Raw genomic sequence first — 24,143 nt, forward strand, 5'->3', positions numbered from 1 at the left:
GGCTACCGGCTGACGCTCGTCGAGAACTTGAGCGAGCGGCCGGCTTCGGCGCGGAAGGTCGAGGCGTTGTCGTTGCTGTACGCCTCGCCGCCGCCGGGGTAGGGGCTGGAGTCGTTGTACGCCAAGCCGTAGCAGCCCGTGGTGGTCGCCGAGCGGACCAGCAGGCCGTACCGTTGCCCGGCCACGACGGAGATGTCCGGCGCCACCGTGACGTTGCGCGGTGACCAGCCGATCTGTGCGGCCGGCACCACCGTCGAACTCAGCGCGTCACCGGTCGGCTGGAACTCCTCGTTCGCCCGGTAGACGCTGATTTCGAGGCCCGCGCCGGGGTTGCCGGCCTGGAAGCTCGTGTACGAGACGGCGGACAGCCGGCCGGTCCGGCCGGGCACGAAGGTCTGGAACCGGGCCACGCCGGAGCCGACGTCGCAATAGGAACGGAATCCGCTCACACCGTCCGCCTGGTCGACGTCCCGCGGCGGGATCTGGTGCCCGGCGGCGCCGGTCGACAGGGTGAGGGAGAACGAGCTCCGACAGCTGATCGGCTCGATCGCCCCGGTGGTGGTGAAGGTCAGCGGGGCCCAGAAGTAGTTCGCCAGGGCTTCGTTGCGCTGCGCGTTGTTCCAGAGGTCGCTGGCGTAGAGGTACGTCGTGCCCGACGTCGTCGGGATCGCCGAGACGAACGCCGGTTGCCCGCCGCACGAGTCCGGGCTGATCTTCACCGGCGCCGACCACGGGCCCAGCGGGTTCGCGGCCGTCCGGTACGACGTCCCGGTGCCCGCGCAGTAACCGCAGTTCGGGTCGGAGTAGGTCAGATAATAAACGTTGCCACGCTTGAACAGCGCCGGTGCTTCGGTCTGCTGCTGACCGAGCCGGGTGTACTGGCCCGTCCCGGTGCGGTAGTCGCCGGAAAGCCGCTCCACGACGAGGTCGCCGTTGCTGCGCCAGTCGGTGTACGCGAGGTACGCGGTGCCGTCGGTGTCGACGAAGACGTCGTGGTCACCGTTGTTCACCCCGCCCGCCGGGGCGTTGTTGTTCACCGCGAGCGTCGGCACCGGTGCTTCGGTGAACGGCCCGGCCGGCGACGCACTGGTGAGCACCCGGAAGCCGACCTGGTTGTCGTAGACGTTCACCCAGAGCACGTACCGACGGGTCCGCGCGTTGTAGCCGACATGCGGCCGGAAGCAACCGTAGGTGGCCCCGTTGCAGCGCGTCTGCCAGACGCCGGTGGGTTCGAAGAGCCGGCCCCGGTCGGTCCAATGGACCAGGTCGGGGGAGGTGTAGACCTTGAACCCGCAGAACGGTGAACTGGTGGCCTGCCAGGCGAATCCGCAGTCGTAGCTGGTGCCGTAGAGGTAGTACGTCCCGGTGAAGAAGGCGATCTCGCCGTCGTGGGCGTCCACCGAATCGCCGTTCGTGTCGAACCGGACGACCTGGTGGCCCTGCGTGTCGAAGTTGGTCACGGTTGTGGTGAACGGGGCCGCGCTCGCGGGGAGCGCCAGGGCCAGCATCGTGACGAATGCGAGGAGGAGCGGGCGAAGAATCCTCATGGTGGTCTCCTGCCTCGCTCATCTTCAGTGCATGAAACGATTCAACGACGGAACCTACGTGACGGGGGTCACGGTCGTCAAGGTTCGTGGCAGACTTCGCGCATGGACGAGCGTGCCGCGACGGAGCTGATCGCCCGGGCCCGTGCCGAGACCGCGCGGCTGGCCGGCGCGCTCGCCCGGCAGCGGGACGGGATCGTGGCGGCGTCGGAGTTCACCAGCAACGACGACGAGCACGATCCGGAAGGCGCCACGATCGCGTTCGAACGGGCGCAGGTCCAAGCCCTGCTGCGGCAGGCGCAGGACGACCTCGCGGACCTCGACCGCGCCACCGAGCGGGTGCGCGCCGGCGTCTACGAAACCTGCGAACGCTGCGGGGGACCGATCGCGGAAGGCCGGCTTGCCGCCCTCCCGGCGACGCGGATCTGCATCACCTGCGCGAACAAGGTGCGCTGAGCTGATCGAGTGTCTTCTTCGGCTTCTTCCGGACAGGATCAACGCCGTTCCTTGTTTCCCCGCGACGGAGGTTGTAAGAAGTCTTTCGGCTGATTGAAACGTTTTATGGCGTCAGGAGACGTTCATGCGCCGGTCGGGAACCTCGATGAAGAGGCGAACCGTTGTTGTCGCGCTCGCGCTCGCCGCGGCGTTCACACCCTCGACCGCGACGGCGGAGCCCGCGCACGGCGGCCCGCTGCCGCCGACGTCGCTGCGGGCCGACGGCCAGGTGTCGAACGTCCTGGCCGCCGGTCCACAACCGACGTTCGCGTGGACGGTGAACGACTCCGGACGCGCGGAAACCCAGACGGCGTACGAAATCCGTGTCGACGGGCCGCGGTCCCACTGGGACTCCGGGCGCGTGCCGTCGGGGAACTCGGTCGACGTCGCCTACACCGGGCCGGCGCTGGACAGCGACCGCACCTACCAGTGGTCGGTGCGGACCTGGAACAGCCAGGGCCGGCCGTCACCGTGGTCGGCGCCCGCGAAGTTCGACACCGGCCTGCTCCGGCCCGCCGACTGGTCCGCCTGGTGGCTGCAGGTCGACGACGGCGCGCTGGTCCGGGGCAGCTTCGACGTCACCAAGCCGGTCGCCCGCGCCCGGCTGTACCTCGGCGCGCAGGGTGTTGCCGAGCCGCACCTCAACGGCGCCCGCGTCCAGCCCGACCGGGTGCTCGACTCCGCGGTGACCGACTACGCCGCCCGCGTGCTCTACCGCGACCTCGACGTCACGAGCCTGGTCAAGCCCGGCCGCAACGCGCTCGCGTTCATGGCCGGGAAGGGCCAGTACACCGGCCGCCCGGCGCTCGTCGCCCAGCTGAACGTCACCTACACCGACGGCTCGACCGCGCGCTTCGGCACCGGCCCGGACTGGAAGGCCCACGCGGGCCCGGTGACCGTCGACGACTTCTACTACGGCGAAACCTACGACGCCCGCAAGGAGATCGCGGGCTGGGACACCGCCGGGTTCGACGCCGGCGCCTGGCCCGCCGCACACGCCGTGGCCCCGGCGTCCCATCGCCAGAGCCTGGCGCAGGGCAAACCGGTGACGGCATCGGACACGACCACCTGCTGCGGCTGGTCCCCGGCGGCCGCGACCGACGGCATCGACGGCTCGATCGACGCGTCCGAGGGCTACCACTCGGCCATCGAGTCGAGTGCCGACCGCCCGAAGTGGGCGCAGGTCGACCTCGGCTCGGCGCAGAAGATCGGCTCGCTGGCGCTGTTCCCGGCGCGGCCGACCAACGACCCCGCAGGGGACTTCACCGGCGCCGGCTTCCCGGTGCGCTACCGGGTCGAGGTCAGTGACGACCCGGCGTTCACCACCGCGACGACCGTCGCCGACCGCACGGACGCCGACCAGGCCAACCCGGGCACCGCGGCCGTCACCCTGCCCGCGAACGTCATCGGCCGGTACGTGCGGGTGACCGCGACGAAGCTCGCCTGCGTGGGTACCAGCTGCACCTTCCGGCTGGCCGAGATCGGCGTCCACGGGCCGAATCCGGCGGTGGTCGACAGCGGTGTCACGCAGCTGCAGCCCGACACCACCCCGCCCTCCAGGATCGTCGCGAACTTCAAGCCGGTGAAGGAAACCCGGCCCGCGCCGGGGGTGCGTGTCTACGACTTCGGCCAGAACCGCACCGGCCAGGCGACGTTGCGGGCCGCCCAGCCCGCCGGGACGACGGCGTCGCTGAAGAAGGGCGAGATCCTCGACGCGAACGGTCGGGTGACGACCGCGAACATCAGCTTCAACGGCTCCGAACCGCCGCGGCAGACCGACCACTACGTCTTCAGTGGCGTCGGGACGGAGACCTACCTGCCGCACTTCAACTACGCCGGCTTCCGCTACGCCGAGCTGACCGGCGTGCCCGACGACGCCGTCGTCACCGTGACCGCGCAGGAGATCCACACCGATGTCGCCTCGACGGGCGGGTTCGACACCTCGGACCCGGGGCTCGACCGGATCCAGGCCGCCGTCACGCAGACGCAGCTGAACAACCTCGAGTCGATCCAGATGGACTGCCCGACCCGGGAACGGCACGGCTGGCTCGGCGACGCCGCCGACTCCGACCAGGAGGCGATGGCCAACTTCGACATGCAGGCGTTCTACACGAAGTGGCTCGGCGACATGGTGACCAGCCGGAACGCCGACGGCAGCCTGCCGTCGGTCGCGCCGGTCAACGGCCGCACCGACTGGCTCACCGACCCCGCGTGGGGCACCGCGTACCCGCAGATCATCTGGGACTCCTATACGCAGTACGGGAACACGCAGCTGCTCGCCACGCACTACGACGACGTCAAGGCGTGGGTCGACTACCTCGGCACCATCAGCGACGCCGACCACGTCGTTGTCAACCCGCCGACGTCCTGGGGTGACGACTGGCTCTCGACGGTCAGCACCCCGCACGACTACTTCCAGACCGGCTTCTCCTACTTCGACGCGACACTGCTCGCGAAGATGGCCGGAGTCCTGGGAAAGCAGGCCGACGCCACGAAGTACCACGCCCTCGCCGGGCAGATTGCCACCGGCTTCCTCAAGCGCTTCTACTCTGCCGAGACCGGCGTTTTCGGCACCGGGACGCAGCTGGCCTACGCCCTGCCGCTCGTGTTCGGGCTCGTCCCGGCCGGGCGTGAACAGTCCACAGTGGACCGGCTGGTCGCCGACATTGCGGCGCACCAGAACCACGTCACGACCGGGTTCGTCGGCACCACCCTGGTGTTCCAGGCGCTCGGCAAGTACCAGCGCAACGACGTCGCCCTCGCGATCGCGCAGCGCACCGACTACCCGAGCTTCGGCTACATGGTGAACCAGGGACCGGGGACGATCTGGGAGAAGTGGGACAACTCCTCGGCGCCGGACGGCACGTCGTCGAAGGACCACATCGGCCTCGGCGGCGCGATCGGGCAGTGGTTCCAGCAGCAGCTCGCCGGGATCCAGCCCGGCACGCCCGGATGGCGTGAGTTCACGCTCGCGCCCGCCGTCGCCGGGAACCTCACGCACGTGACGGCGCAGCAGCAGACCGTGCGGGGGACCGTGGTGAGTTCGTGGCGGCGCGACGGCAGCACGCTCACCTACCACGCGACGGTTCCGGTCGGGGCGAAGGCGACGATCCGACTGCCGCTGCTGGGGGGCAAGCAGTCGTCGGTGCGCGAGAACGGCCGGACGATCTTCGTGGACGGCCACGCGGCCCAGTCCGACCCCGGGCTGACGGTCGGCCGGGCCGACGACGAAACGCTCACCCTGACCGCCGGTTCGGGCGACTACACGTTCACCGTGACGCCGCCGCGCACGCCGTTCACCCGGCTCTCGCTCACCACGGGCACACCCGCCGCGATCACCGCGGGCGGCAGTGGTGACATCCCGGTGGTCGTCGAAGGCCGGTCCACAGTGGACACGCAGGCGACGCTCGGCGCGCAGGTTCCTTCGGGGTGGACGGCGACGGCGACCCAGATCCCGTTGAGTCCGGCCACGTCCGAGACGCCGGGAAGTGTGCGGATCACCGTGCCTGCGGGGGTGAAGAGCGGCCTGTACCCGGTGACGCTGACCGTGAAGGCGCCTCGCGGCGGGGAGGCGAAGACGACCGTGAACGTGCCCGTGTTCGGCAGCTGGGCGAGCGGGACGACGGCTTCGGCGTCGAGCGAGCACGCACCGAACGTCGTCAACGGCGCGACCCGCACGTATCTGGCGTCGAACGCGATCGACCACGACCTGGCGACGTTCTGGAACGACGACACCGACAGCCAGTACCCGGACACCCTGACCGTCACGGCTCCCGCGGCGACGGCGCTGACCGGCGTCGGCTTCGCGTCCCATCCGGACGGTGTGCCGACCGACTTCACCGTCCAGACCTGGGACGGCGCGCAGTGGGCCGACCAGGTCCACGTGACCGGCAATGCGGCGGTGTACCGGTGGATCCCGTTCCCGGCGCCGGTGACCACCACCCAGGTGCGGATCGTTGTCGCGGCTGCGCAGAACAGCTTTTCGCGGATCGCGGAGGTCACGCCGTGACACGGGTATGGACCCGAGCGCCCCAATGTGGCCTTCGGTGCGTCTGACGCACCCAAGGCGGCCTTCGGTGCGTGAGACGCACCCAAGGCCGCCTTGGGGCGCTCGGGTCCGCCGTGAACGAACCTCAGGCGCGCGACACTAACCGGCCCGGAACTCGTAGGTTCCGGAGCCGACCTGGTACCTCGCATAGCCGTTCCGCGTGTCTTCCCACCTCGCACCGGCCGGAGCGGCGACCTTGTCACCCTGGCGGACCGGCACGAAGATCTCACCCGTCGCACCGACCGGCACGCTTACCCGCAACGTGAAGCGGTTCCGGTCCCGGGTCCAAGCCGAGCGCACCTGGCCGAGCGGAGACTCGACCTCGGCGGAGGCATTCCGCAGATCACCGACGGGGGAGGGCTGGATCCTGACCTTCGTATAGCCCGGCGCCGCAGGCTCGATACCGGCGACGTCCTGATACAGCCAGTCGTCGACGGTGCCCATGAACGCGTGCTGATGAGACCGTGACCCGGCGGGCCACTCCTCCCACATCGTCGTGGCGCCCAGGGTCTGGAACCAGTAACCCCAGCCGGGATACGACGGGTTGGTCGCGACGCTGTACGCGAGCTCAGAATTCCCCGTGTCCGTCAGCACCGGCAGGATGAGCTTCGTGCCCAGCGCACCGGTGTTCAGGTGGACGCCCCGCCCCTTGATGTCGCCGACGAGGTTCGCGACGACGCCGGCGCGGGCCGCTTCCGGCACGATGCCGAGGCTCAACGGCAGCAGGTTGCTGGTCTGGCGGTACCCCGCCGCGGGATCGTCGTAGTACGCCCCCTTCGCCTTGTCGAAGAAGGTGGTGTTGAAGGCGCCGGCGATCGTGCCCGCGAGGCTGTCGAAGCGCGCCGCGTCGTCGTTGTGTCCGAGGGCGCGGGCGATCGCCGCCATCGTTGTGGTGGTCTTGTGGATGTAGGCGGTGCCCGCGAGCCGCGCGCCCTCGGGCGGCTGGGCATAACCGGGCGCGAGCCAGTCGGCATAGCTGCCGCCCGTGTAGATGTAGCCGGTCTGCGCGATGTTCTTCTCGAAGAACCCGAGCCACGCCTTCATCGCCGCGTAGTTGTCCGCGAGCGGCTGGACGTCACCGTAGTACCAGTAGAGGTCCCAGTTGACGAGCACGAAGCTCGCGGACCAGACCGGGTCGATCACCTCCTTGGCGCCGACGGTTCCCGGCACGGTCTGGCCGATGTTCCCGGCCGGGGTCTGGTCGTCCCGGTGGGCGCGCATCCAGTTCTCGTAGAAGTTCCGCATATCGAAGCTCGCGATGGCGGAGTCGGCGGCCAGGAAGGCGTCCGCGGTGTAGGGCCGCTTCTCGTACATCGGGGTGTCGGTCGGCACCGAGTGCAGGTTGTTGAGGATCGTGTTCGCCTGTGCGTCGTGGTAGCGGTTGAGCAGGTCGCTCGAGCTGGTGAAGTCCCCGGTCTTGGTGACCGCCGTGTGGACACGCTGCCCGGTCACCGACTCGACGGTGACTCCTTCGGGTGCGGTGACCTGGACGTACCGGAACCCGGCGTAGGAGTAGCTCGGTGTGAACGTCTCCAGCCCGCCGCCCTTGAGGACGTAGGTGTACTTCTGCAGCTGCATCCCGAAACCGCCGATGTTGTCGACGGTGCCGTCGGCCTTCAGCTTCTCGCCGTAGGTGATCGTCACGGCGGCGCCGGCCGGTCCGCGCACGGCGACCCCGGCCCAGCCCGCGGTCGGCGTGCCGTAGTCGCGGACCGTCGTTCCGGGGGCAGGGGTGGTCGCCTTCCCGGCCGGGAGCGTCCCGGTCACCTTGATCGGCGGGAACGACTGCGCCCGGAGCGCTCCCGCGGGCGCCGGGACGACGCGTGCCGGGCGCCAGCCGGAGTCGTCGAACCCGGTGGTGTTCCAGCCCGGCTGCTCGAGCCGGGCGTCGTAGGTTTCACCGAACCACAGTGATTCGGACGTGGTGGGACCGTCGGCGAGCGTCCAGCTCCCGTCGCTGACGACGCGCCCGCTCGTGCCGTCCGCGTAGGTGATGTCGAGCTCGAGCTTCAGCTTCGGCTCACTGTGCCAGGGCGAGCTGTTCCACTCGTCGGGGTTCGTCATCGCGTAGTAGCCGCGCCCCAGGCTCACGCCGATCGTGTTGTCGCCGGACCGCAGGGCCTGGGTCACGTCGTACGTCGTGTAGAGGTCCGTCTTGTCGTAGACCGTGAATCCCGGGTCGAGCTCGTGGTCGCCGACCCGCCGGCCGTTGAGGTAGAGCTTGTAGTAGCCGAGACCGGCGATGTAGGCCCGCGCGGACTTGATCGGCTTCTTCGCCGCGAAGTCCTTGCGCAGCAGCGGTTCCGGCGACGGCGCCGTCGTGACCGAGTTTCCCCAAGGGCCCGATCCGTACGCGGCGGCCACCAGCGCCGCCGGCCACGCCGAGTCGTCGAAGTCCGACTGCTGCCACCCCGACGTGTCCGTGTCGGACGACTTCCAGGCGGCGTCGGTGACGACGTCGACCGGGTTCGTGTTCGACGTCTCGACGTGCAGCTTGCCGACGAGCCCCGACGGCCCGGGCTGGGCGTTGGCGGCCTGGATCGCGAGGACGTTCCGTCCGGGGTGCAGCTCGGCCGTGAGGTCGACGTCGACGGCGGTCCGCCACGAGTCGGTCACCTGGGGCGAGCCGGCGACCTGCTTTCCGTTGACGTGGAGGACGAAGTTGTCGTCGGCGGTGAGCTGGAAGTGGGCTGCCGTCACCTGCGCGTCGGCGGGGAGGTCGATCGTCCGCCGGAAGTACCGGGTGCCGACCGGCGCGGAGTCCGCCGGATTGCCCTGGGGGTACCAGATCCAGCTTGCGCCTTGCAGCGAGGTGGCGGCCGGCGTCGCGTGCGCCCCGATCCAGTCGCCCTGCAAGTCGTTGCCGCTCAGGAATGCGGTCTCGAACCACGCGGGCTCACTCCACGCCGATGTGCGCCTCTCGGCGTCCCAGACGCGGACGCGCCAGTAGTACCGGGTGCGCGGACGCAGGCCGGCTCCGGCGTACTCGACGTCGAACGACTTGGCCGACGACACCCGGCCGCTGTCCCACACATCGCCTGCCCGGCCCGGCGCCGTCGACACCTGCACCTGGTACGCCGACTGCCCGGCACCCGGCCGGTCCGAACTCAGCACCCAGCCGAGCCGGGGCTTGGTGACGTCGACGCCGAGCGGGTCCGCTTGGTGCTCGACCGTCAGCGTCCCGGCCTGCAGACCTCTCGCCCCGGCCGGGTCGGCCAGCACCGGAGCCGATCCCACGACAGGCATGGCCAGCACGACCACCAGCGCGGCCGAGATTCCCGCCATCCGCGATCTCATCGCACTTTCCTCCGTCGTTGCAGGGAGTGGTCTTGAATCGTTTCAATTCATCGCGATGGAGAAACGATATAGCGCTTCTTCAAGAGTGACAACGGCCGGCGGTCAGGGGTGCGGCTGCCCGGACGAGAGGATGCCGCGGACGAGGACGTCCATCGACCAGGCGAACCGCTCCTCGCCCGTGCCGGACATGATCTCCTCGCGGGCCGCGTGCACGCGGGGGTACTCGCTCGCCGACACGCGGTTGATCGCCTGCGTGACCGGGCTGTCCGGCGCGGCAGGGTCCAGGCCGTAGGCGTGTCCCGCGGCGACCGCCGCCATCGACATCGTCAGCATGTCGATCGCCCATGCCGCGGCGGTCGGCTGGACGCCGGCTTCGGCCAGGATCTCGAGGAGGGCTTCGGCGATGCGCAGCGCGTTGGGTCCGACGGCGACCGTCTGGAAGGCCAGCTGGGCGAGGGTGGGGCTCTTCGACAGGACTTCCGCGTAGGAGTGGAGGAGTCGTTCGAGACGGTCGCGCCAGGGTTCGCCGGCCTCGCCGACGGTGACCTCATCCAGCGCGTGGTCGAGGACCAGTGCCTGCAGCTCGCTCAGATCGTCGACGTAGGCGTAGAGCGAAGCCGGACCCGTGTCGAGCGCGGTGGCGATCTTGCGCAGGCTCATCCCGCCGCCGTCTTGCGAGATCTGGCGCAGCGCCTCCGCGACGATCGCGTCGCGGCTCAGCGGGGCCTTCGCCGGCCGGTTGCGGCGGCTCGCCACGTGGGATTCGCGGAAAGGGTCGCGAGACGGCATCGGCCGACGGTATTCGTCACGAACGCCGTTCGTCAAATCAGCGGCTCCTTGACGAACGGCGTTCTTCACGAATACCGTTCGTTAACGACCTTCCGGACGAGGAGAGGCTGAAACGACCATGCCGACACCGAGCATCGCGATCGTGGGAGCAGGCCTGAGCGGCCTGGTCTGCGCGCGCATCCTCCAGCGGAACGGGAGGGCCGTCACCGTCTACGAAGCGGACGCGACGGCGGCCGCCCGCCAGCAGGGCGGCTCTCTCGACATCCACACCGACACCGGGCAGGTCGCCCTCGAAGAGGCCGGTCTGCTCGAGGCGTTCCGGGCACGGACGCACGACGGCGGTGAAGCCGTCCGCGTGCTCGACAAGAACGCGCGAGTCCACATCGACCACAAGGAGCCACCGGGTGGCCGCGGCCGGCCGGAGATCGACCGGAAAGCCTTGCGGCAGCTGCTCATCAACTCCCTCGAGCCGGGCACCATCGCCTGGGGACACAAGGTTGTCGCCGCGCGGCCCGCGGAACTGGAGTTCGCCGACGGCAGCAAGGTCAGCGCCGACCTGGTTGTCGGAGCCGACGGCGCGTGGTCGAAGATCCGGCCCCTGCTGACTCCGGCCAAGCCCGCCTACACCGGGATCACCATCGTCGAGATCCGGCTGTCCGACGCGGCCAGAGAACACCCGGACGCGCTCGCCCTGACCGGCCGGGGAAGCCTCTTCGCGCTCTCGGACAACAAGTACATCGGCGGGCACGGCGGCGACACCATCGCCCTCGGCTGCGGCTTCCGTGTCCCCGAAGACTGGGTCTCCGCCGGCGGTGTCGACTGGGAATCCCCGCCCGCGGCGCGCCAGGCGCTGCTGAGCCGGTTCGAGGACTGGTCCCCGTCCCTGACCGGCTTGATCCGCGACTGCGACAACACCATCTGGCCGCGCCCGATCTACGCCCTGCCGATCGGGCTCACCTGGGACCGGGTCCCCGGGGTGACGGTGGTCGGCGACGCCGCGCACCTGATGTCGCCGTTCGCCGGTGAAGGAGCCAACCTCGCGCTGATCGACGGCGCCGATCTCGCCCGCGCGATCCTGGCCCACGACGACCTCGGCACCGCGCTCGCGGTCTACGAGAAGACGATGTTCCCCCGGGCGGCCAAGTCGGCGGCCGCGTCACAAAAGGGCCTCGACACGATGTTCGTCGACGGTCCGCCCCGGAAGATCGTCCGGTTCTTCCGGACGATGGGCGTCGTTTCGCGCCTGACCCGGCCGTTCGAGCGCGTGTTCGCGGTGGGGAGCCGGACAAAATGACGGAGAACGTGGCCCTGGGCGCCGTCGAACTGACCGTCGCCGACCTCGACCGCAGCGTGGCGTACTACACGCGGGACATCGGCCTTCGGCTGCACGACCGCGACAAAAGTGGTGCCCGGCTGGGAGTTCCCGAGCGCGCGTTCGTCTCGTTGCGACAGTGCCCCGGCGCGGTGCCGCCGCCGTCGTCGAGCGCCGGGCTCAGCCACTTCGCGCCGCAAGTGCCGACCCCGGCGGATCTGGCCCGGTTCGTCCGGCACTACACGGCCCGGCACCCCGAGTTCCAGCTGACCGATCACGTTGTCGCGCGCTCGATCTACGTCGTGGACCCGGACGGCCACTGCGTCGAAGTCACCTGTGCCCGGCCGCGAGAGGAGTGGCGCTGGCAGGACGGCCGGCCGGTGCTCGTCGCCGATCCGTTGGAAATGCGGGACTTCTCCGGCGAGCCTGGCTGGGACCTGCCGTTCGACGGCCTTCCGGCGGGCACCGAGCTGGGACACGTCCAGCTCAAGGTGACCGACCCGGAGCTGGCGGCCACCGAACCCTTCTATTGCGACCTGCTCGGCTTCGGAGTCGAAGGCCGGCTGGGCACCATGTTCCTCGCGGTCGGAGTGGCCGAGCATCGCGCGTTGCTGGTGTTCACCAACCGGTTCAGCCTGGACGGCGGTGCGCCCGCACCCGAGGACAGCGCCCGGCTCGTCGGCGTCGATCTGGTGCTCCCCAACGAAGATCGCGTGCACGAGCTTTCCGCGCGGCTCACCGCGGCGAGCTACCCGCACGAGCTTTCGGCGGACGTGCTGCACGTCCGGGACCCGTCGGGAAACCTGCTGCGCTTCTCCGTGAGTCCCTAGTCGTCAGCTCCCGGTCGGTGGCGCGCTCATCGCCGCCGCCAGGAACGTGATCGCCCAGCCCCGGGCCGCCTCACCCGCCGGCGGGGACACGTTCGCCGGGAGGCGCCGGTTGTAGACCTCGACGCGGTCCACCGCCGCCACGGCGAGGATCCCGCGGATCCGGAACCACAGCTCTTCCGGGGAAAGCCCGGGCAGGGCGCGCTCGAAGGCCGCCAGGTAGCGGTCGCGGACCGTGTCCTCGGCCGAGCCGGTCCAGGTGCGCATCTCCTCGGGCGGGTCGCCGATGATCCGCATGATCAGCCGGGACGTCCGGGCGCCGCGTTCGTCGCCGGCGAGCATCTCGTCGAACAACGGCCCGGCGAAGGCCTCGACCAGTTCGATGACCGGCGGGTCCGGGGTCCGGGCGAGCAGCCGGTCGAGCGCGGCGGTCTGCGCGGCGTTGATGGGCTCGACCACGCGGCGGACGACCGCGGCCAGGAGCTCCGCCTTCGAGCCGAAGTGATACCCGACGGCGGCCAGGTTGGCGCCCGCGAGCTCGGTGATCGCGCGGACCGAGGCGCCCTGGAAACCGTGCTCGGCGAAGAGGCGTTCGGCCGCGTCGAGGAGCTGGGAGCGGGTGTCGGGCGGCGCCATGTGTGCCTACTATACGTACGTATGATTCAAACGAACGTATGAATGAGGGTTACCATGAAGCTGCTCGTGTACGGCGCCGGAGTCGCCGGCAGCGTGTTCGCCGTCCAGATGCATGAAGCCGGGCACGACGTCTCGCTCCTCGCCCGGGGCGAGCGCCTGGCCGCCCTGCGCCGCCACGGCGTTCAGCTCGCCGAGCGGGACAACCCGGTCAGGCGGGTGCCGGTACCGGTGGTCGAGGAGCCCGCCGGCGAGTACGACCTGATCGCCGTCCTGGTCCGCGCCCACCAGGTGGAGGCGGTGCTGGAGGCACTCGCCGATGTCCGCGGTGACGTGCTGTTCCTGCTCAACTGGGCGGCCGGTGCGGAGCCGCTGGGCGCGGTGCTCGGCCACGATCGGGTGCTGCTCGGCTTTCCCGTGGCCGGCGGCACGGTGGACGGAGACGTGATCCGCCACCGCGGGGCCACCCTGCTGTCCCGGCTGGTCACGATGTCGATCGGGGAACCTGGCGGCGGGACCACGCCGCGAACGGACCGGATCCTGCGGGCGCTGCGCACCGCCGGGATCAAGGCCAAGGTCGAGCCGCGGATGGCGGCCTGGCTCACGACGCACGCCGCGTTCGAGGTGCCGCTCGGGCAGGCGGTGGCCGCGGCCGGCGGTCCGGTGGCGCTGGCCGGGGATCCGGCCGCGGTCCGCGACATGCTCCGCCTGATGCGGCGGAACCTGGCCGCCCTGCCGGCGCCGCCGGTCCCGCGCGCGTTCCGTGCGTTGCAGACACTGCCGGAATGGCTGCTCATAGTCGTGCTGCGGCGCTTCTTGCGGAGTGCGACGGCCGTGCACAGCGGCCTCAGCAGCACCTCACCCGCGGCGGCGGCCGAACTCGAGCGGCTGGCCGAACAGCTGCGCGCCGGTGCAAAGGCCCGGTAGGCGGGCCTGTTACACCTGGACCAGCCGGATGTTACGGACGTAACCTGACGGGATGAGTGCCGAGGCCTGGCTGGTGATCAGCGTGTCGACCGCCGGCGGGCCCGACTCGCTGCGGGTGCAGGTCTGGCGCAAGCTCCGCTCTCTCGGTGCGCTCTACCTGCAGCAGTCGGTGTGCCTGCTGCCCGCCCGGCCGGAGGTGGTGCGGGAGGTCCGCCGGCTGGCCGACCGGGTTCGCCACCAGGGCGGCACCGCGCGGGTGCTGACGATGACCTTCACCGATCCGGCCGAGGAGGAAGCCGTGATCGCCGAGCTCAATGCGTCTCGCGACGTCGAGTACCACGAAGTCCTCGAGCGGCTTCCCGCGCTGCGCCGGGAACTCGCCGAAGAACGGGCCAAGGGCAACACGACGTATGCCGAAGTCGAGGAGTCCGAGGCCGACCTGCAGCGGTTCCGGAGCTGGCTGGCCAAGATCGCCGCTCGCGACTACTTCACCGCGCCGGCCGGCCAGGACGCCCGGGACGCCGTCGACGAGGCCGCCACCGAACTCGCCGACTTCGAAGCAGCCGCCCTCCACGCCGAAGCCCCCGACCGCCCGGCACCGCGGCTCCGCGCCGTCGACCGGCCATGACCGGCTCGTTCTGGTGGGACCTGCTGATCGGCGTCGCCGTCACGCTCGTGCTGGCCTGGCTCGCGCTGATCGTCGCGCTCGTCCTCGTCCGGCCGCGGGGCGGGCTCCTGCGCGAAGCCCTGCGGCTGCTGCCTGACGTGCTGCGGCTCATCCGGCGCCTGGCCGCGGACCCGGCCATGCCCCGTGGTGTCCGGATCCGGCTCGGTCTCCTGCTGGTCTACCTCGCCATGCCCATCGACCTGATTCCCGACTTCATCCCCGTGCTCGGCCACGCCGACGACGCCATCATCGCCACCGCCGTCCTGCGCGGCGTCGTCCGCCGCGCGGGACTCGATGCCGTGCGCGCCCACTGGCCCGGCACCGACGACGGTTTCGCCGCGGCGGCCCGCCTGGCCGGAATCCGGCTCAAGGCGAACTGATCGACCGGGTCCGCTGGTGCGGGGACGGTCGCCGTTCGTCCGTGATCCGGTGCCGGTCGTTCGTGATCGGTAGCCAGGCCCGGCGCGGGGCGCAGAAGGTGGTCGGAGGAAAGCGTTGTCACCCCTGCAGCCGCCCCGGAGGTGGACGGATGAACGCCTGGTCCGCGGAAGAGTTCGAAGCGCGGCTGCGGTCGATCGGGGAAAAGCGGTACCACCACCTGCATCCCTTCAACGAACGGATGCACGCGGGCTCGCTGACCGAAGAGGAATTCCGGGGCTGGGTGCGGAATCGCTTCTACTACCAGGTGAACCTGCCGGTGAAGGACGCGTTCATCCTGACCAAGCTCCCCGGCCGCGACGACCGGCGCCGGTGGATCCAGCGCATCATCGACCACGACGGGCGCACGGGCGACGAGGGCGGCATCGAGAAGTGGGTACGTCTCGGCGAAGCCGTCGGATTGACCCGCGAGCAATTGTTCGACAACGACACTGTCCTGCCCGGAGCGCGGTTCGCCGTCGACGCCTACGTGGACTTCTGCCGCCGGCGGCCGTGGCTGGAATCCGTGGCGTCGGCGCTGACCGAGCTGTTCGCGCCGGATCTGCTCAGCCGCCGGATCACCGACGTCGAGCACCACTACCCGTGGATCGCGCCGGAAGGCCTGGACTACTTCCGGGCCCGGCTGACCCAGCAGCCGAAGGACATCGCGCATCTGCTCGAGCTGGTGCTGAACCACGCGACGTCCCGGGAGCAGCAGGACGCCTGCGCACGAGCCCTGGAGTTCAAGTGCGACGTCCTCTGGAGCCTGCTCGACGCCGTGCAGCTCGAGTACAGCAAGAGCTCGTGATGGACAGCGACGATCTGACCGCCACGCCCCGGCTGGCGACCAAGGCGATGCTCAAGCACGACAGCGTCCGGGACGTCGAGCTGCTCCTGCTGCCGGAACGCGTGGTGCTCCTGAACAAGTCCGGCGCGGCGATCCTGGGACTCTGCGACGGCAGCCGGACCGTGCAGCAGCTGGTCGAGAGGCTCGAACACGACTTCGAGGCGACCGACCTCACGAACGACGTCATGGCGTTCCTCCAGGACGCCAGCGGACGCGGCTGGGTGGTGGTCAAGTGACCGGGACACCGCCGCCCTACGGCCTGCTCGCCGAGCTCACCCACCGATGCCCGTTGCACTGCGTCTACTGCTCGAACCCCCTGGACCTGCTCGACAGGCAGGACGAGCTCACCACCGACCACTGGCTGCGGGTGCTCGGCGAGGCAGCCGGGCTCGGTGTCCTGCAGGTCCACTTTTCGGGCGGGGAACCGCTCGTCCGCGGCGACCTGGAGACGCTGGTCGCGGAGTGCCGGCGCCTCGGCCTGTACACGAACCTGATCACCAGCGGCCTCGGGCTCACCGAGCGCCGCGCGGAATCACTCGTCGCGGCGGGACTCAACAGCGCCCAGCTGAGCATCCAGGGCGACGCCGCCGAAGCGACGGACCTGATCGCGGCGAGCAAGCGCTTCGACCGTAAGGAGGCGGCCGCGCGCATCATCCGCGACGCCGGGCTGCCGTTGAACATGAACGTGGTCCTGCACCGGCTGAACCTCGACCGGCTGGACACGATCATCGACGTCTGCGTGAAGTGGGGTGCCGAACGGCTGGAGCTCGCCAACGCCCAGTACTACGGCTGGGCGCTGCGCAACCGCGAACTGCTGATGCCGAGCAAAGCCCAGCTGGACGACGCGGTCGGCGTCTACGAACGCCGGAAGGCCGAGCTCGGAGAACAGCTGGAGCTGCTCTGGATCCTCCCGGACTACTACGAGTCCTACCCCAAGCCGTGCATGGGCGGCTGGGCGCGGACGGCGCTGACCGTCGCCCCGGACGGCGTCGTCTACCCCTGCCCGGTGGCCGCCGAGATCACGACGATGGAGTTCGCTTCGGTGCGCGACCACGACCTCGCGTGGATCTGGACGGAGTCCGCCGCATTCGAGGCGTTCCGCGGCACGGACTGGATGCCCGACCCGTGCCGCAGCTGCCCGCGCAAGGAAGTGGACTTCGGCGGCTGCCGGTGCCAGGCCTTCGCGTTGACCGGCGACGCGGGACGCACCGACCCGGTGTGCCGGCACTCGCCGGACCACCACCTGGTGCAGGACGCCGTGGTCCGGGCCAACCAGAAGGACCCCAGCGGGCAGCTCGTCCACCGCAGGCCGACGGTTTCGGCGCGCGAGCGGTAGTCCCACTCGTGGGTGCCGGGGCGCCGTTCGGCACCGGTTGCCGACCGCTGGTTCAAGATCGGTTGTAGCGGCTCGCCCGAATCCAAGAAGCTCTTTGTGTCCGCGAAATTCCGCCCAGGCGCCGGGCGCAGGTCGACAGGAGGATCAGGACATGGAATGGGAAACTCCGGAGTACACGATCGTCGAGGTGTGCGCTGAGGTCACCGGCTACTTCTACCGGGGCTGACAGCCGGGTCCCCGCGTCGGCGTAAGGCTCCCGGAATCCGACGGGGGCCTTCCGCCGGCCTGGTCCTTCTCCCGAGGTGGTTCAAGTGACGCTTGAATTTCTTCCGCTGATCGCACTCGCCTTCGGCCTCAGTCTCGACAACTTCCGCTCGTCGATCGCCATCGGGACGATCCCGTTCGGCTGGCGGCGCGCCCTGCAGGTGGCCCTCGTGTTCGGGGTGTGGGATGCGGTGGGGCCGCTGCTGGGCGGGTTCCTCGGGCACTACCTGGGTGACTTCCTCGGTGACTCGGCGGAGTACATCGGGGCGGCCGCGCTGGGGTTGTACGGCGTGTACTTCATCGTCGGGGCGATCCGCCACCCGGAGCCGGAAGACATGGACCACCCCTGGGTGACGCTCTTCGGGATGCCGCTTTCGCTGAGCATCGACAACTTCGTCGCCGGCGCCGGCCTGGGGATCGCCGGGGTCTCCCTCGTGGTCCCGATGCTGGCGTTCGGCGCCATGACCGTGGTCATGTCGTTCGCCGGCCTGTACGTGGGGCGGCTGGCCGCCAAGGTCGTCCGGGTCCGGTCCGACCTGTTCAGCGGGATCGCCCTGCTCGCCGCGGCGATCCTGCTGCCCGTGGCCTTCGGCTGAAGCGTGGGTGACGAGGACACCGGATGCCCGAGAATCCCGATACCCACGTCTACCGCACCTACGACAAGGTCCTGGGCGCGACCCGGCCGTCCCGGCGGCGGAACCCGCCGGCGGCGAGCGGCGACGCCAACGACTGGTGGCCGCACCGGATCGACCTGACGCCCTTGCGCCGACGCCGGCCCGCGGACTTCGACTACGCGGCGGAATTCGCGACGCTGGATCTCGACGAGCTGGCGCGTGACCTCGACGAAGTGCTGACGACGTCCCAGGACTGGTGGCCCGCCGAGTTCGGGCACTACGGCCCCCTCGTGCTGCGCATGGCCTGGCACGCCGCGGGTACTTACCGCGTCAGTGACGGCCGCGGTGGTGCGGCCGCCGGGATGCAACGCTTCGCCCCGCTGAACAGCTGGCCGGACAACCGGAACCTGGACAAGGCGCGCCGGTTGCTGTGGCCGGTGAAGAAGAAATACGGGCGCCGGATCTCCTGGGCGGACCTGATGGTCTTCGCCGGCAACCGGGCACTGGAGTCCATGGGCTTCCGGACCTTCGGGTTCGGCGGCGGCCGGGCCGAGGTGTGGGAGCCCGACGAGACGTATTGGGGTCCGGAACGCAAGTGGCTGGCAGAGGAGCGGTACAGCGGCCTGCGCGAGCTCGACGAGCCCCTGGCCGCCACCGAGATGGGGCTGATCTACGTCGATCCGCAGGGCCCGGCCACCAATCCCGACCCGCGGCTCGCGGCCCGCGACATCCGGGAGACCTTCAAACGGATGGGGCTGAACGACGAGGAAACGGTGGCGCTCATCGCCGGCGGGCACACCTTCGGCAAGACCCACGGCCCGGCGGACCCGGTGACCTGCGGGCCCGAACCCGAGGCCGCGCCGCTCACCGCGCAGGGCCTGGGCTGGGCCGGCGAGCACGGCAGCGGCATCGCGGCGGACACGGTCACCAGCGGACTGGAAGGGATGTGGACACGCACGCCCGTCGAGTGGGACCACACGTTCTTCGAGACGCTGTTCGACTACAAGTGGGACGTCGAGCTCAGCCCGGCGGGGCTGTGGCAGTGGATCCCGGCCGACGGCCAGGGTGAGGGCACCGTGCCGGACCCCTTCGACCCGGACGTGAAACACCACCCGGTCATGCTCACCACGGACCTCTCGTTGCAGGAGGATCCGGTCTACGCGGCGATTTCGCGGCGGTTCCTGGAGCACCCGGATGAGTTCGAGGACGCGTTCGCGCGGGCCTGGTTCAAGCTCACGCACGTCGACCTGGGCCCGAGCCGGCGGTACCTGGGGCCGCTCGTCCCGGCCGAACGGCTGATCTGGCAGGACCCGGTGCCGGTGGTGGACCACGAACTGGTGGACGCCGGCGATGTCGCCACCCTCAAACAGGAGATCCTCGGCTCCGGCCTGACGGTGGCGCAGCTCGTGGCGACGGCGTGGGCGTCGGCTTCGACGTACCGCGACAGCGACAAACGCGGCGGGGCGAACGGCGCGCGGATCCGGCTCGAACCGCAGCGCGGCTGGCCGGTCAACGAGCCCGGGCAGCTGGACGTCGTCCTGCCGGTGCTCGAGGCGATCCAGGAGCGGTTCAACACCGCCCAGCCGGGGGACAAGCGGATCTCGATGGCCGACCTGATCGTGCTCGGCGGGTGTGCCGCGGTGGAGCACGCCGCCGCGGCCGGTGGCCACGAGGCCGACGTCCCGTTCCGGCCCGGGCGCACCGACGCGACCCAGGAGTGGACCGACGTCGAATGGTTCGGCGCACTGCAACCCTGGGCGGACGGCTTCCGGAACTACCTGCGCGACGGTTTCCGGCTGCCACCGGAGCACCTGCTGGTCGACCGGGCGAACCTGCTGACCTTGAGCGCGCCCGAGATGACCGTGCTGATCGGCGGGCTGCGGGCGCTCGGCGCCACCCACCGGCGTTCTCCGGTGGGGGTGCTGACCTCGGCGCCGGGGTCGCTGACGAACGACTTCTTCGTCAACCTGCTGGACATGGCGACGGTGTGGGCGCCGAAGCGGGACGGGGACGGCTGGGCGGCGACCTACGAAGGCCGCGACCGGGACACCGGCGAGCTTAAGTGGGCCGCGAGCCGGGTCGACCTCCTCTTCGGTTCGAACTCCGAACTGAGAGCGCTTTCGGAGGTCTACGCGAGTGACGACGCGGGCGGGAAGTTCGTCCGGGACTTCGTCGGGGCGTGGGTGAAGGTCATGGAACTCGATCGGTTCGACCTGCGCTGAACGGTACCTCTCGCCGGGCGAACGGTGGACCCGGGCTGTTCTGTGGCAACGGATATCGTGCCGGTGTCCCCAGCGGTAGAGTCCGAACTCGTTGCAGGACAACAAGAGTGCGAACCAGCACCTGGAGGCGAGGTCCGATGACGACTACCCAGGAACGAGAAGACCTCCTGGCCGAACTGCGCGGACAGAACAAGGCGACCATCGGTGCCGTGCTCGGGTCCGGCACGATCGCCAAGGCGACCGAGCGTGCCGACGGGACGATGGAAGCGACCATCCGGATCCGTGAGGACGCGATGGCGTGGGAGCCGGGAGTGCTGATCATGCCGCACTCCGGCGTCCTCGAGCTGACGATCATCAACGACGACAAGAACACCCACGCCTGCCTGCTGCCCAGCAACGGGGACAAGCAGTTCATCGGCCTGCTGAACCACTCGAAGGGCAGCGCGACCATCGAACTGGACGGTCCCGGCTGCTACTGGTACGGCTCGCCGGCGGGCAACGACGAGGGCCGGGGCCTGACCGCCGCCATCGTCGTGACCGGCGAGGTGCCGCCGGAGGCCAAGCTCGACCGACCCGCCCAGCCGCGGCCGTAGAAAGGCAGGAGACACGATGACACTCGAATACCTCGACGCCGGCAAGGCGTTCGACCACGGAAAGCTGTCCAACCTGCCGCACAGCGCGCCGGACGTGACGCGCGGCCTCGGCTACGAGCGCATCCTCCAGGCGCGCAGCGAATCCCAGAACTGGATCACCTACTACGGCGACTACGACGGCAAGCGGCACAGCCTGCTCGACCAGGTCAACGCCGGGAACGCCAAGGACCTGAAGGTCGCCTGGATCTTCCAGGCGGGCGCGAGCGGGATGATCGCCTCCGCCTCGACCTACGCGTTCGAGGCCTGCCCGCTGGTCGTCGACGGCGTCATGTTCGTCACCGGCTGGGACGGCTGGCTCTGGGCGCTCGACGCGAAGAGCGGCGAACAGCTGTGGCGCTACAAGCACGCGATCCCGATCGACGTGACCCTGTGCTGCGCCAACGTCAACCGTGGCTGCGCGGTGGCCAACGGCAAGGTCTACATGGTGACCCAGAACGCCCAGCTGGTCGCGCTCGACGCCACCTCCGGGCGGAAGATCTGGCAGAAGCCCATCGGCGACGTGCGGGCGGGCGAGAGCGCCACGATCGCCCCGCTGGTCGTCAAGGACACCCTCATCACCGGTTCCTCCGGTGGCGAGTACGGCGTCCGCGGCCACATCGACTGCTGGGACCTCGAGACCGGGGAGCGGCGCTGGCGCACCTACACCGTGCCGAAGCCGGGGGAGCCCGGCTCGGAGACCTGGCCCGCCGACGGCGAGGCCTGGCAGCGCGGCGGCGCGAACCACTGGGTCACCGGATCCTTCGACCCGGAGCTGAACCTCTACTACGCCGGCACCGGGAACCCGGCTCCCGACTTCGACGGCGAGGTCCGTGAAGGGGACAACCTCTACACCGACAGCGTGGTCGCGCTGGACGTCGACACGGGTGAGATCAAGTGGCACTACCAGTTCACCCCGCACGACCTGTGGGACTACGACTCCACGATGGAGATGACCCTGTTCGAGCGGGACGGCAAGAAGCTGCTGGCCCACTTCGACAAGAACGGGTACATGTTCGTCATCGACCGCACCAACGGCGAGCTGCAGCACGTCACGCCGTTCGTCGACCGGATCGACTGGGGTGTCATCACCCGCGACGGCAAGGTCACCGCGCGGAAGTACCCGGACAAGGAAGGCGAACCCTGCCACTTCTTCCCCGGCCCGGCCGGTGCGAAGGAATGGACGCACGTGTCGTACAACCCGGACCACGACCTGTTCTACGTCCCGGTGGCCGACGTGGGCGCCACCGCCACCCGGCGTCGTCGCGAGTTCAAGGAAGGCATGCCCTACTGGGGCGCCGCCGTCGAAGTCGACATCGACAACATGGCCGGCTCGGTCAGCGCGTTCGACTCCCACGGTGAAGAGAAGTGGCGTTACCGGCTCGACGGCATGCCGATGGCCGCGTCGACCCTCAGCACCGCGGGGAACGTCGTGTTCGCCGGCACACCCGCGGGGGACTTCCTGGCGCTGCACGCGGAAACGGGTGAGAAGCTCTGGAGCTTCCAGTGCGGCTGCGGTCACCACAGCAGCCCGAGCACCTACACCGTCGACGGCAAGCAGTACATCGCGGTGGCGGTCGGCTGGGGTGGCTGGCTGGAGGGCATCGTCCCCGGCCTGTCCGGTCAGGGACACGGGGCCGCGCTGATCGTGTTCTCCCTGTGACGGGAAGCCGCCGCTGACCCGGGGCCGGTGGTCGAGTCGTCTCGGCCACCGGCCCGCCGGGTCAGATCTCCAGCGCCCGGCGCACGGTCGGGGCGTTGCGCCGGGAAACCGGCACCATGGTCTGGGCGTCGTCGTCCATGACCAGGAACAGCTCGCCCTTGTGCCGGCGCTCGACCTCCCGGATCCGGCTGAGGTTCACCACGTACTGGCGGTGCACCCGGAGGAACCCGGAATCGGTCAGCTCGGCCTCGAGCCGGTCGAGGCCCGGCGAGGCGGAGCGCAGCAGTCCCTGGTCGGTGGACAGCCACACGTCGTTGCCGTCCGACTGCGCGAAGGAGACCTCGGGCAGCCACAGCAGGACCATGCGGTTCTCGCGCGTCGCGACCATCCGGTGCGGCTGCACGTGCGGCGGCACGTCCTCTTTCGCCCGGGGCAACGGATCCCCTTCGGCCACGCCGAACGAAACGACGTTGCCGACCAGATGCCCGGACAGAAAGACCGGCTGGAAGCTGATCGACGTCGGTTCGTCGGCGAGCCGGGTGGAGATCTGCGTAGAGCCGGCCCAATCGGGGTTGCGCCCTGCCTGCTCGGCGGCGTACTTGGCGGCCCGGATGAATTCCGGCAGTTCCGGTTTCCACCGCACCGCGGGATCGGGTGCCGGGGTGGAGCCCGGGATGCCGAGGAGCACACCCGCCGTGTCGTCGGCGAGCACGACCCGGCCCGCGGCGTCCACGGCCGCGAGCGCCGCGCTCGAGCCCGCCCGGACGTGGCTGAAGGCGGCCATCAGCTCGGCGCCGTCGTCCTTCGCACGCCGGCGCAGGATGCGCTGGGTCATCGTGGCGGCGTTGCCGAGCCAGGCCCCCACCGTGCCGGGGAGATCACCGCGCCAGCACGAGATGTTGAGCACCGCGACCGGTTCCCGGGTCACCACGTCCCGGACCGCCACCCCGGCGCAGGTCCAGTCGTGGAACGCCCGGCACCAGTGCTCGGCGCCGCGGATCAGCACCGGGGCGTAGGACATCAGCGCGGTGCCCATGCCGTTCGTCCCGGTGGCGCCCTCGGACCAGCAGAACCACCGGGCCAGGTTGGCTTCGGCGGCCACGTCCTGCGTGGCCTGGTCACCCCATTGGGCCAGCACCCGGCCGGTGCCGTCGGTGATGGTCACCATGCCGCCCAGGGTGCCGACCTCGTGGGCCAGCGAGGCGGCGCGGAAGCCGAGTTCGGCGAACACGACGTCGTGCTCCAACGCGTGGCCGACGTCCGCGACGGCCGCCGGGGCTTCGGTCAGGCCCGGGTCGACCCGGTACTGGTCACGGCACCGGTGCCAGGAGATTGCGATCTCGGGCCGGACCCCGCTGAGGTCGTCCCCGCCGCGCGCGAACCGTTCCCACGCCTGGTACACCGTCGCGCCACCACGGCCGCGGGGGCTCGGGTCGAGCTGGCGTACCTGTGCCATGGGGAGACCGCCTTTGGTCTGTCGGGCCCGGGCGCGGCGTTTGGCCTTCGTAGCAAGCTAAACCGGGCATCGGAGCGAGGGCAAGGAGTGCGTGACGACCGCGGGCGAACGTCCCACGAACGGTGGTGCGTCGATGACGGGCGGCGGCCATTCACC

At 70.1% G+C, this 24,143-nt stretch carries 20 protein-coding genes; 15 read left to right on the top strand and 5 right to left on the bottom strand.

What is annotated here, in order from left to right:
- Positions 1-2: 2 nt before the first annotated feature.
- Positions 3-1,547, bottom strand: coding sequence for a family 43 glycosylhydrolase (locus tag ACIA5G_RS27120; protein ID WP_395927933.1), 1,545 nt, complete (start codon positions 1,545-1,547; stop codon positions 3-5).
- A gap of 102 nt (positions 1,548-1,649) precedes the next feature.
- Here ACIA5G_RS27120 and ACIA5G_RS27125 point away from each other — a divergent pair, with 102 nt between their 5' ends.
- A complete protein-coding gene (locus ACIA5G_RS27125; RefSeq protein ID WP_395927935.1) occupies positions 1,650-2,000 on the top strand; it encodes a TraR/DksA family transcriptional regulator in 351 nt (116 codons plus the stop codon).
- A 145-nt stretch (positions 2,001-2,145) separates the two neighbouring features.
- Positions 2,146-6,048 carry a family 78 glycoside hydrolase catalytic domain gene (locus tag ACIA5G_RS27130; RefSeq protein ID WP_395927937.1) on the top strand — a complete coding sequence of 1,301 codons (3,903 nt, stop codon included), beginning with the start codon at positions 2,146-2,148 and terminating at the stop codon, positions 6,046-6,048.
- Between the two features lie 138 nt (positions 6,049-6,186).
- On the opposite strand, the gene ACIA5G_RS27135 is transcribed toward ACIA5G_RS27130, so the two are convergent.
- Together ACIA5G_RS27135 and ACIA5G_RS27140 are read right to left on the bottom strand one after the other, a co-directional pair.
- Positions 6,187-9,384: a family 78 glycoside hydrolase catalytic domain gene (locus ACIA5G_RS27135; RefSeq protein ID WP_395927939.1), complete on the bottom strand. Its 3,198-nt coding sequence runs from the start codon at positions 9,382-9,384 to the stop codon at positions 6,187-6,189.
- 102 nt (positions 9,385-9,486) lie between these two features.
- Positions 9,487-10,173, bottom strand: coding sequence for a TetR/AcrR family transcriptional regulator C-terminal domain-containing protein (locus ACIA5G_RS27140; protein ID WP_395927941.1), 687 nt, complete (start codon positions 10,171-10,173; stop codon positions 9,487-9,489).
- A gap of 118 nt (positions 10,174-10,291) precedes the next feature.
- Between ACIA5G_RS27140 and ACIA5G_RS27145 the strand changes: the two genes are divergently transcribed.
- Positions 10,292-11,467: an FAD-dependent oxidoreductase gene (locus ACIA5G_RS27145; RefSeq protein WP_395927943.1), complete on the top strand. Its 1,176-nt coding sequence runs from the start codon at positions 10,292-10,294 to the stop codon at positions 11,465-11,467.
- Positions 11,464-12,315, top strand: a complete 852-nt coding sequence (locus tag ACIA5G_RS27150) for a VOC family protein (RefSeq protein ID WP_395927945.1) — start codon at positions 11,464-11,466, stop codon at positions 12,313-12,315. The genes ACIA5G_RS27145 and ACIA5G_RS27150 overlap by 4 nt, the downstream gene beginning before the upstream one ends.
- A gap of 3 nt (positions 12,316-12,318) precedes the next feature.
- Here ACIA5G_RS27150 and ACIA5G_RS27155 read toward each other — a convergent pair whose 3' ends face one another.
- Positions 12,319-12,948, bottom strand: coding sequence for a TetR/AcrR family transcriptional regulator (locus ACIA5G_RS27155; protein WP_395927947.1), 630 nt, complete (start codon positions 12,946-12,948; stop codon positions 12,319-12,321).
- Positions 12,949-13,002: 54 nt separating this feature from the next.
- Here ACIA5G_RS27155 and ACIA5G_RS27160 point away from each other — a divergent pair, with 54 nt between their 5' ends.
- The 11 genes from ACIA5G_RS27160 to ACIA5G_RS27210 all read left to right on the top strand — a co-directional run bounded on the left by ACIA5G_RS27160 (position 13,003) and on the right by ACIA5G_RS27210 (position 22,531).
- Positions 13,003-13,872, top strand: a complete 870-nt coding sequence (locus ACIA5G_RS27160; protein ID WP_395927949.1) for a ketopantoate reductase family protein — start codon at positions 13,003-13,005, stop codon at positions 13,870-13,872.
- Positions 13,873-13,924: 52 nt separating this feature from the next.
- Positions 13,925-14,500, top strand: coding sequence for a Chromate resistance protein ChrB (locus tag ACIA5G_RS27165; protein WP_395927951.1), 576 nt, complete (start codon positions 13,925-13,927; stop codon positions 14,498-14,500).
- Positions 14,497-14,919: a YkvA family protein gene (locus ACIA5G_RS27170; RefSeq protein ID WP_395927953.1), complete on the top strand. Its 423-nt coding sequence runs from the start codon at positions 14,497-14,499 to the stop codon at positions 14,917-14,919. Before ACIA5G_RS27165 ends, ACIA5G_RS27170 begins: the two co-directional genes overlap by 4 nt.
- A 149-nt stretch (positions 14,920-15,068) precedes the next feature.
- On the top strand, positions 15,069-15,764 hold the full coding sequence (gene pqqC, locus ACIA5G_RS27175; protein ID WP_395927955.1) for a pyrroloquinoline-quinone synthase PqqC: 696 nt from the start codon (positions 15,069-15,071) through the stop codon (positions 15,762-15,764).
- A complete protein-coding gene (gene pqqD, locus ACIA5G_RS27180) occupies positions 15,764-16,039 on the top strand; it encodes a pyrroloquinoline quinone biosynthesis peptide chaperone PqqD (RefSeq protein WP_395927957.1) in 276 nt (91 codons plus the stop codon). Before pqqC ends, pqqD begins: the two co-directional genes overlap by 1 nt.
- Positions 16,036-17,139 (top strand): pyrroloquinoline quinone biosynthesis protein PqqE, encoded by a 1,104-nt coding sequence (gene pqqE, locus ACIA5G_RS27185; protein WP_395927959.1) that lies wholly within the window; start codon positions 16,036-16,038, stop codon positions 17,137-17,139. The genes pqqD and pqqE overlap by 4 nt, the downstream gene beginning before the upstream one ends.
- Before the next feature lie 151 nt (positions 17,140-17,290).
- Positions 17,291-17,365, top strand: a complete 75-nt coding sequence (pqqA, locus tag ACIA5G_RS27190) for a pyrroloquinoline quinone precursor peptide PqqA (protein WP_395928041.1) — start codon at positions 17,291-17,293, stop codon at positions 17,363-17,365.
- Positions 17,366-17,450: 85 nt separating this feature from the next.
- Positions 17,451-17,999 (top strand): manganese efflux pump MntP family protein, encoded by a 549-nt coding sequence (locus ACIA5G_RS27195; protein ID WP_395927961.1) that lies wholly within the window; start codon positions 17,451-17,453, stop codon positions 17,997-17,999.
- A gap of 23 nt (positions 18,000-18,022) precedes the next feature.
- Positions 18,023-20,239 (top strand): catalase/peroxidase HPI, encoded by a 2,217-nt coding sequence (katG, locus tag ACIA5G_RS27200; protein WP_395927963.1) that lies wholly within the window; start codon positions 18,023-18,025, stop codon positions 20,237-20,239.
- Between the two features lie 137 nt (positions 20,240-20,376).
- Positions 20,377-20,832 carry an MSMEG_3727 family PQQ-associated protein gene (locus ACIA5G_RS27205; RefSeq protein ID WP_395927965.1) on the top strand — a complete coding sequence of 152 codons (456 nt, stop codon included), beginning with the start codon at positions 20,377-20,379 and terminating at the stop codon, positions 20,830-20,832.
- 16 nt (positions 20,833-20,848) lie between these two features.
- The gene (locus tag ACIA5G_RS27210) at positions 20,849-22,531 is read left to right on the top strand and encodes a PQQ-dependent dehydrogenase, methanol/ethanol family (RefSeq protein ID WP_395927967.1); all 1,683 of its coding nucleotides are present in this window, start codon (positions 20,849-20,851) and stop codon (positions 22,529-22,531) included.
- 61 nt (positions 22,532-22,592) lie between these two features.
- Here ACIA5G_RS27210 and ACIA5G_RS27215 read toward each other — a convergent pair whose 3' ends face one another.
- On the bottom strand, positions 22,593-23,987 hold the full coding sequence (locus ACIA5G_RS27215; RefSeq protein ID WP_395927969.1) for a LytTR family transcriptional regulator DNA-binding domain-containing protein: 1,395 nt from the start codon (positions 23,985-23,987) through the stop codon (positions 22,593-22,595).
- Positions 23,988-24,143: the final 156 nt, after the last annotated feature.

The organism is Amycolatopsis sp. NPDC051758 (assembly GCF_044453095.1).
Taxonomy (GTDB): domain Bacteria; phylum Actinomycetota; class Actinomycetes; order Mycobacteriales; family Pseudonocardiaceae; genus Amycolatopsis.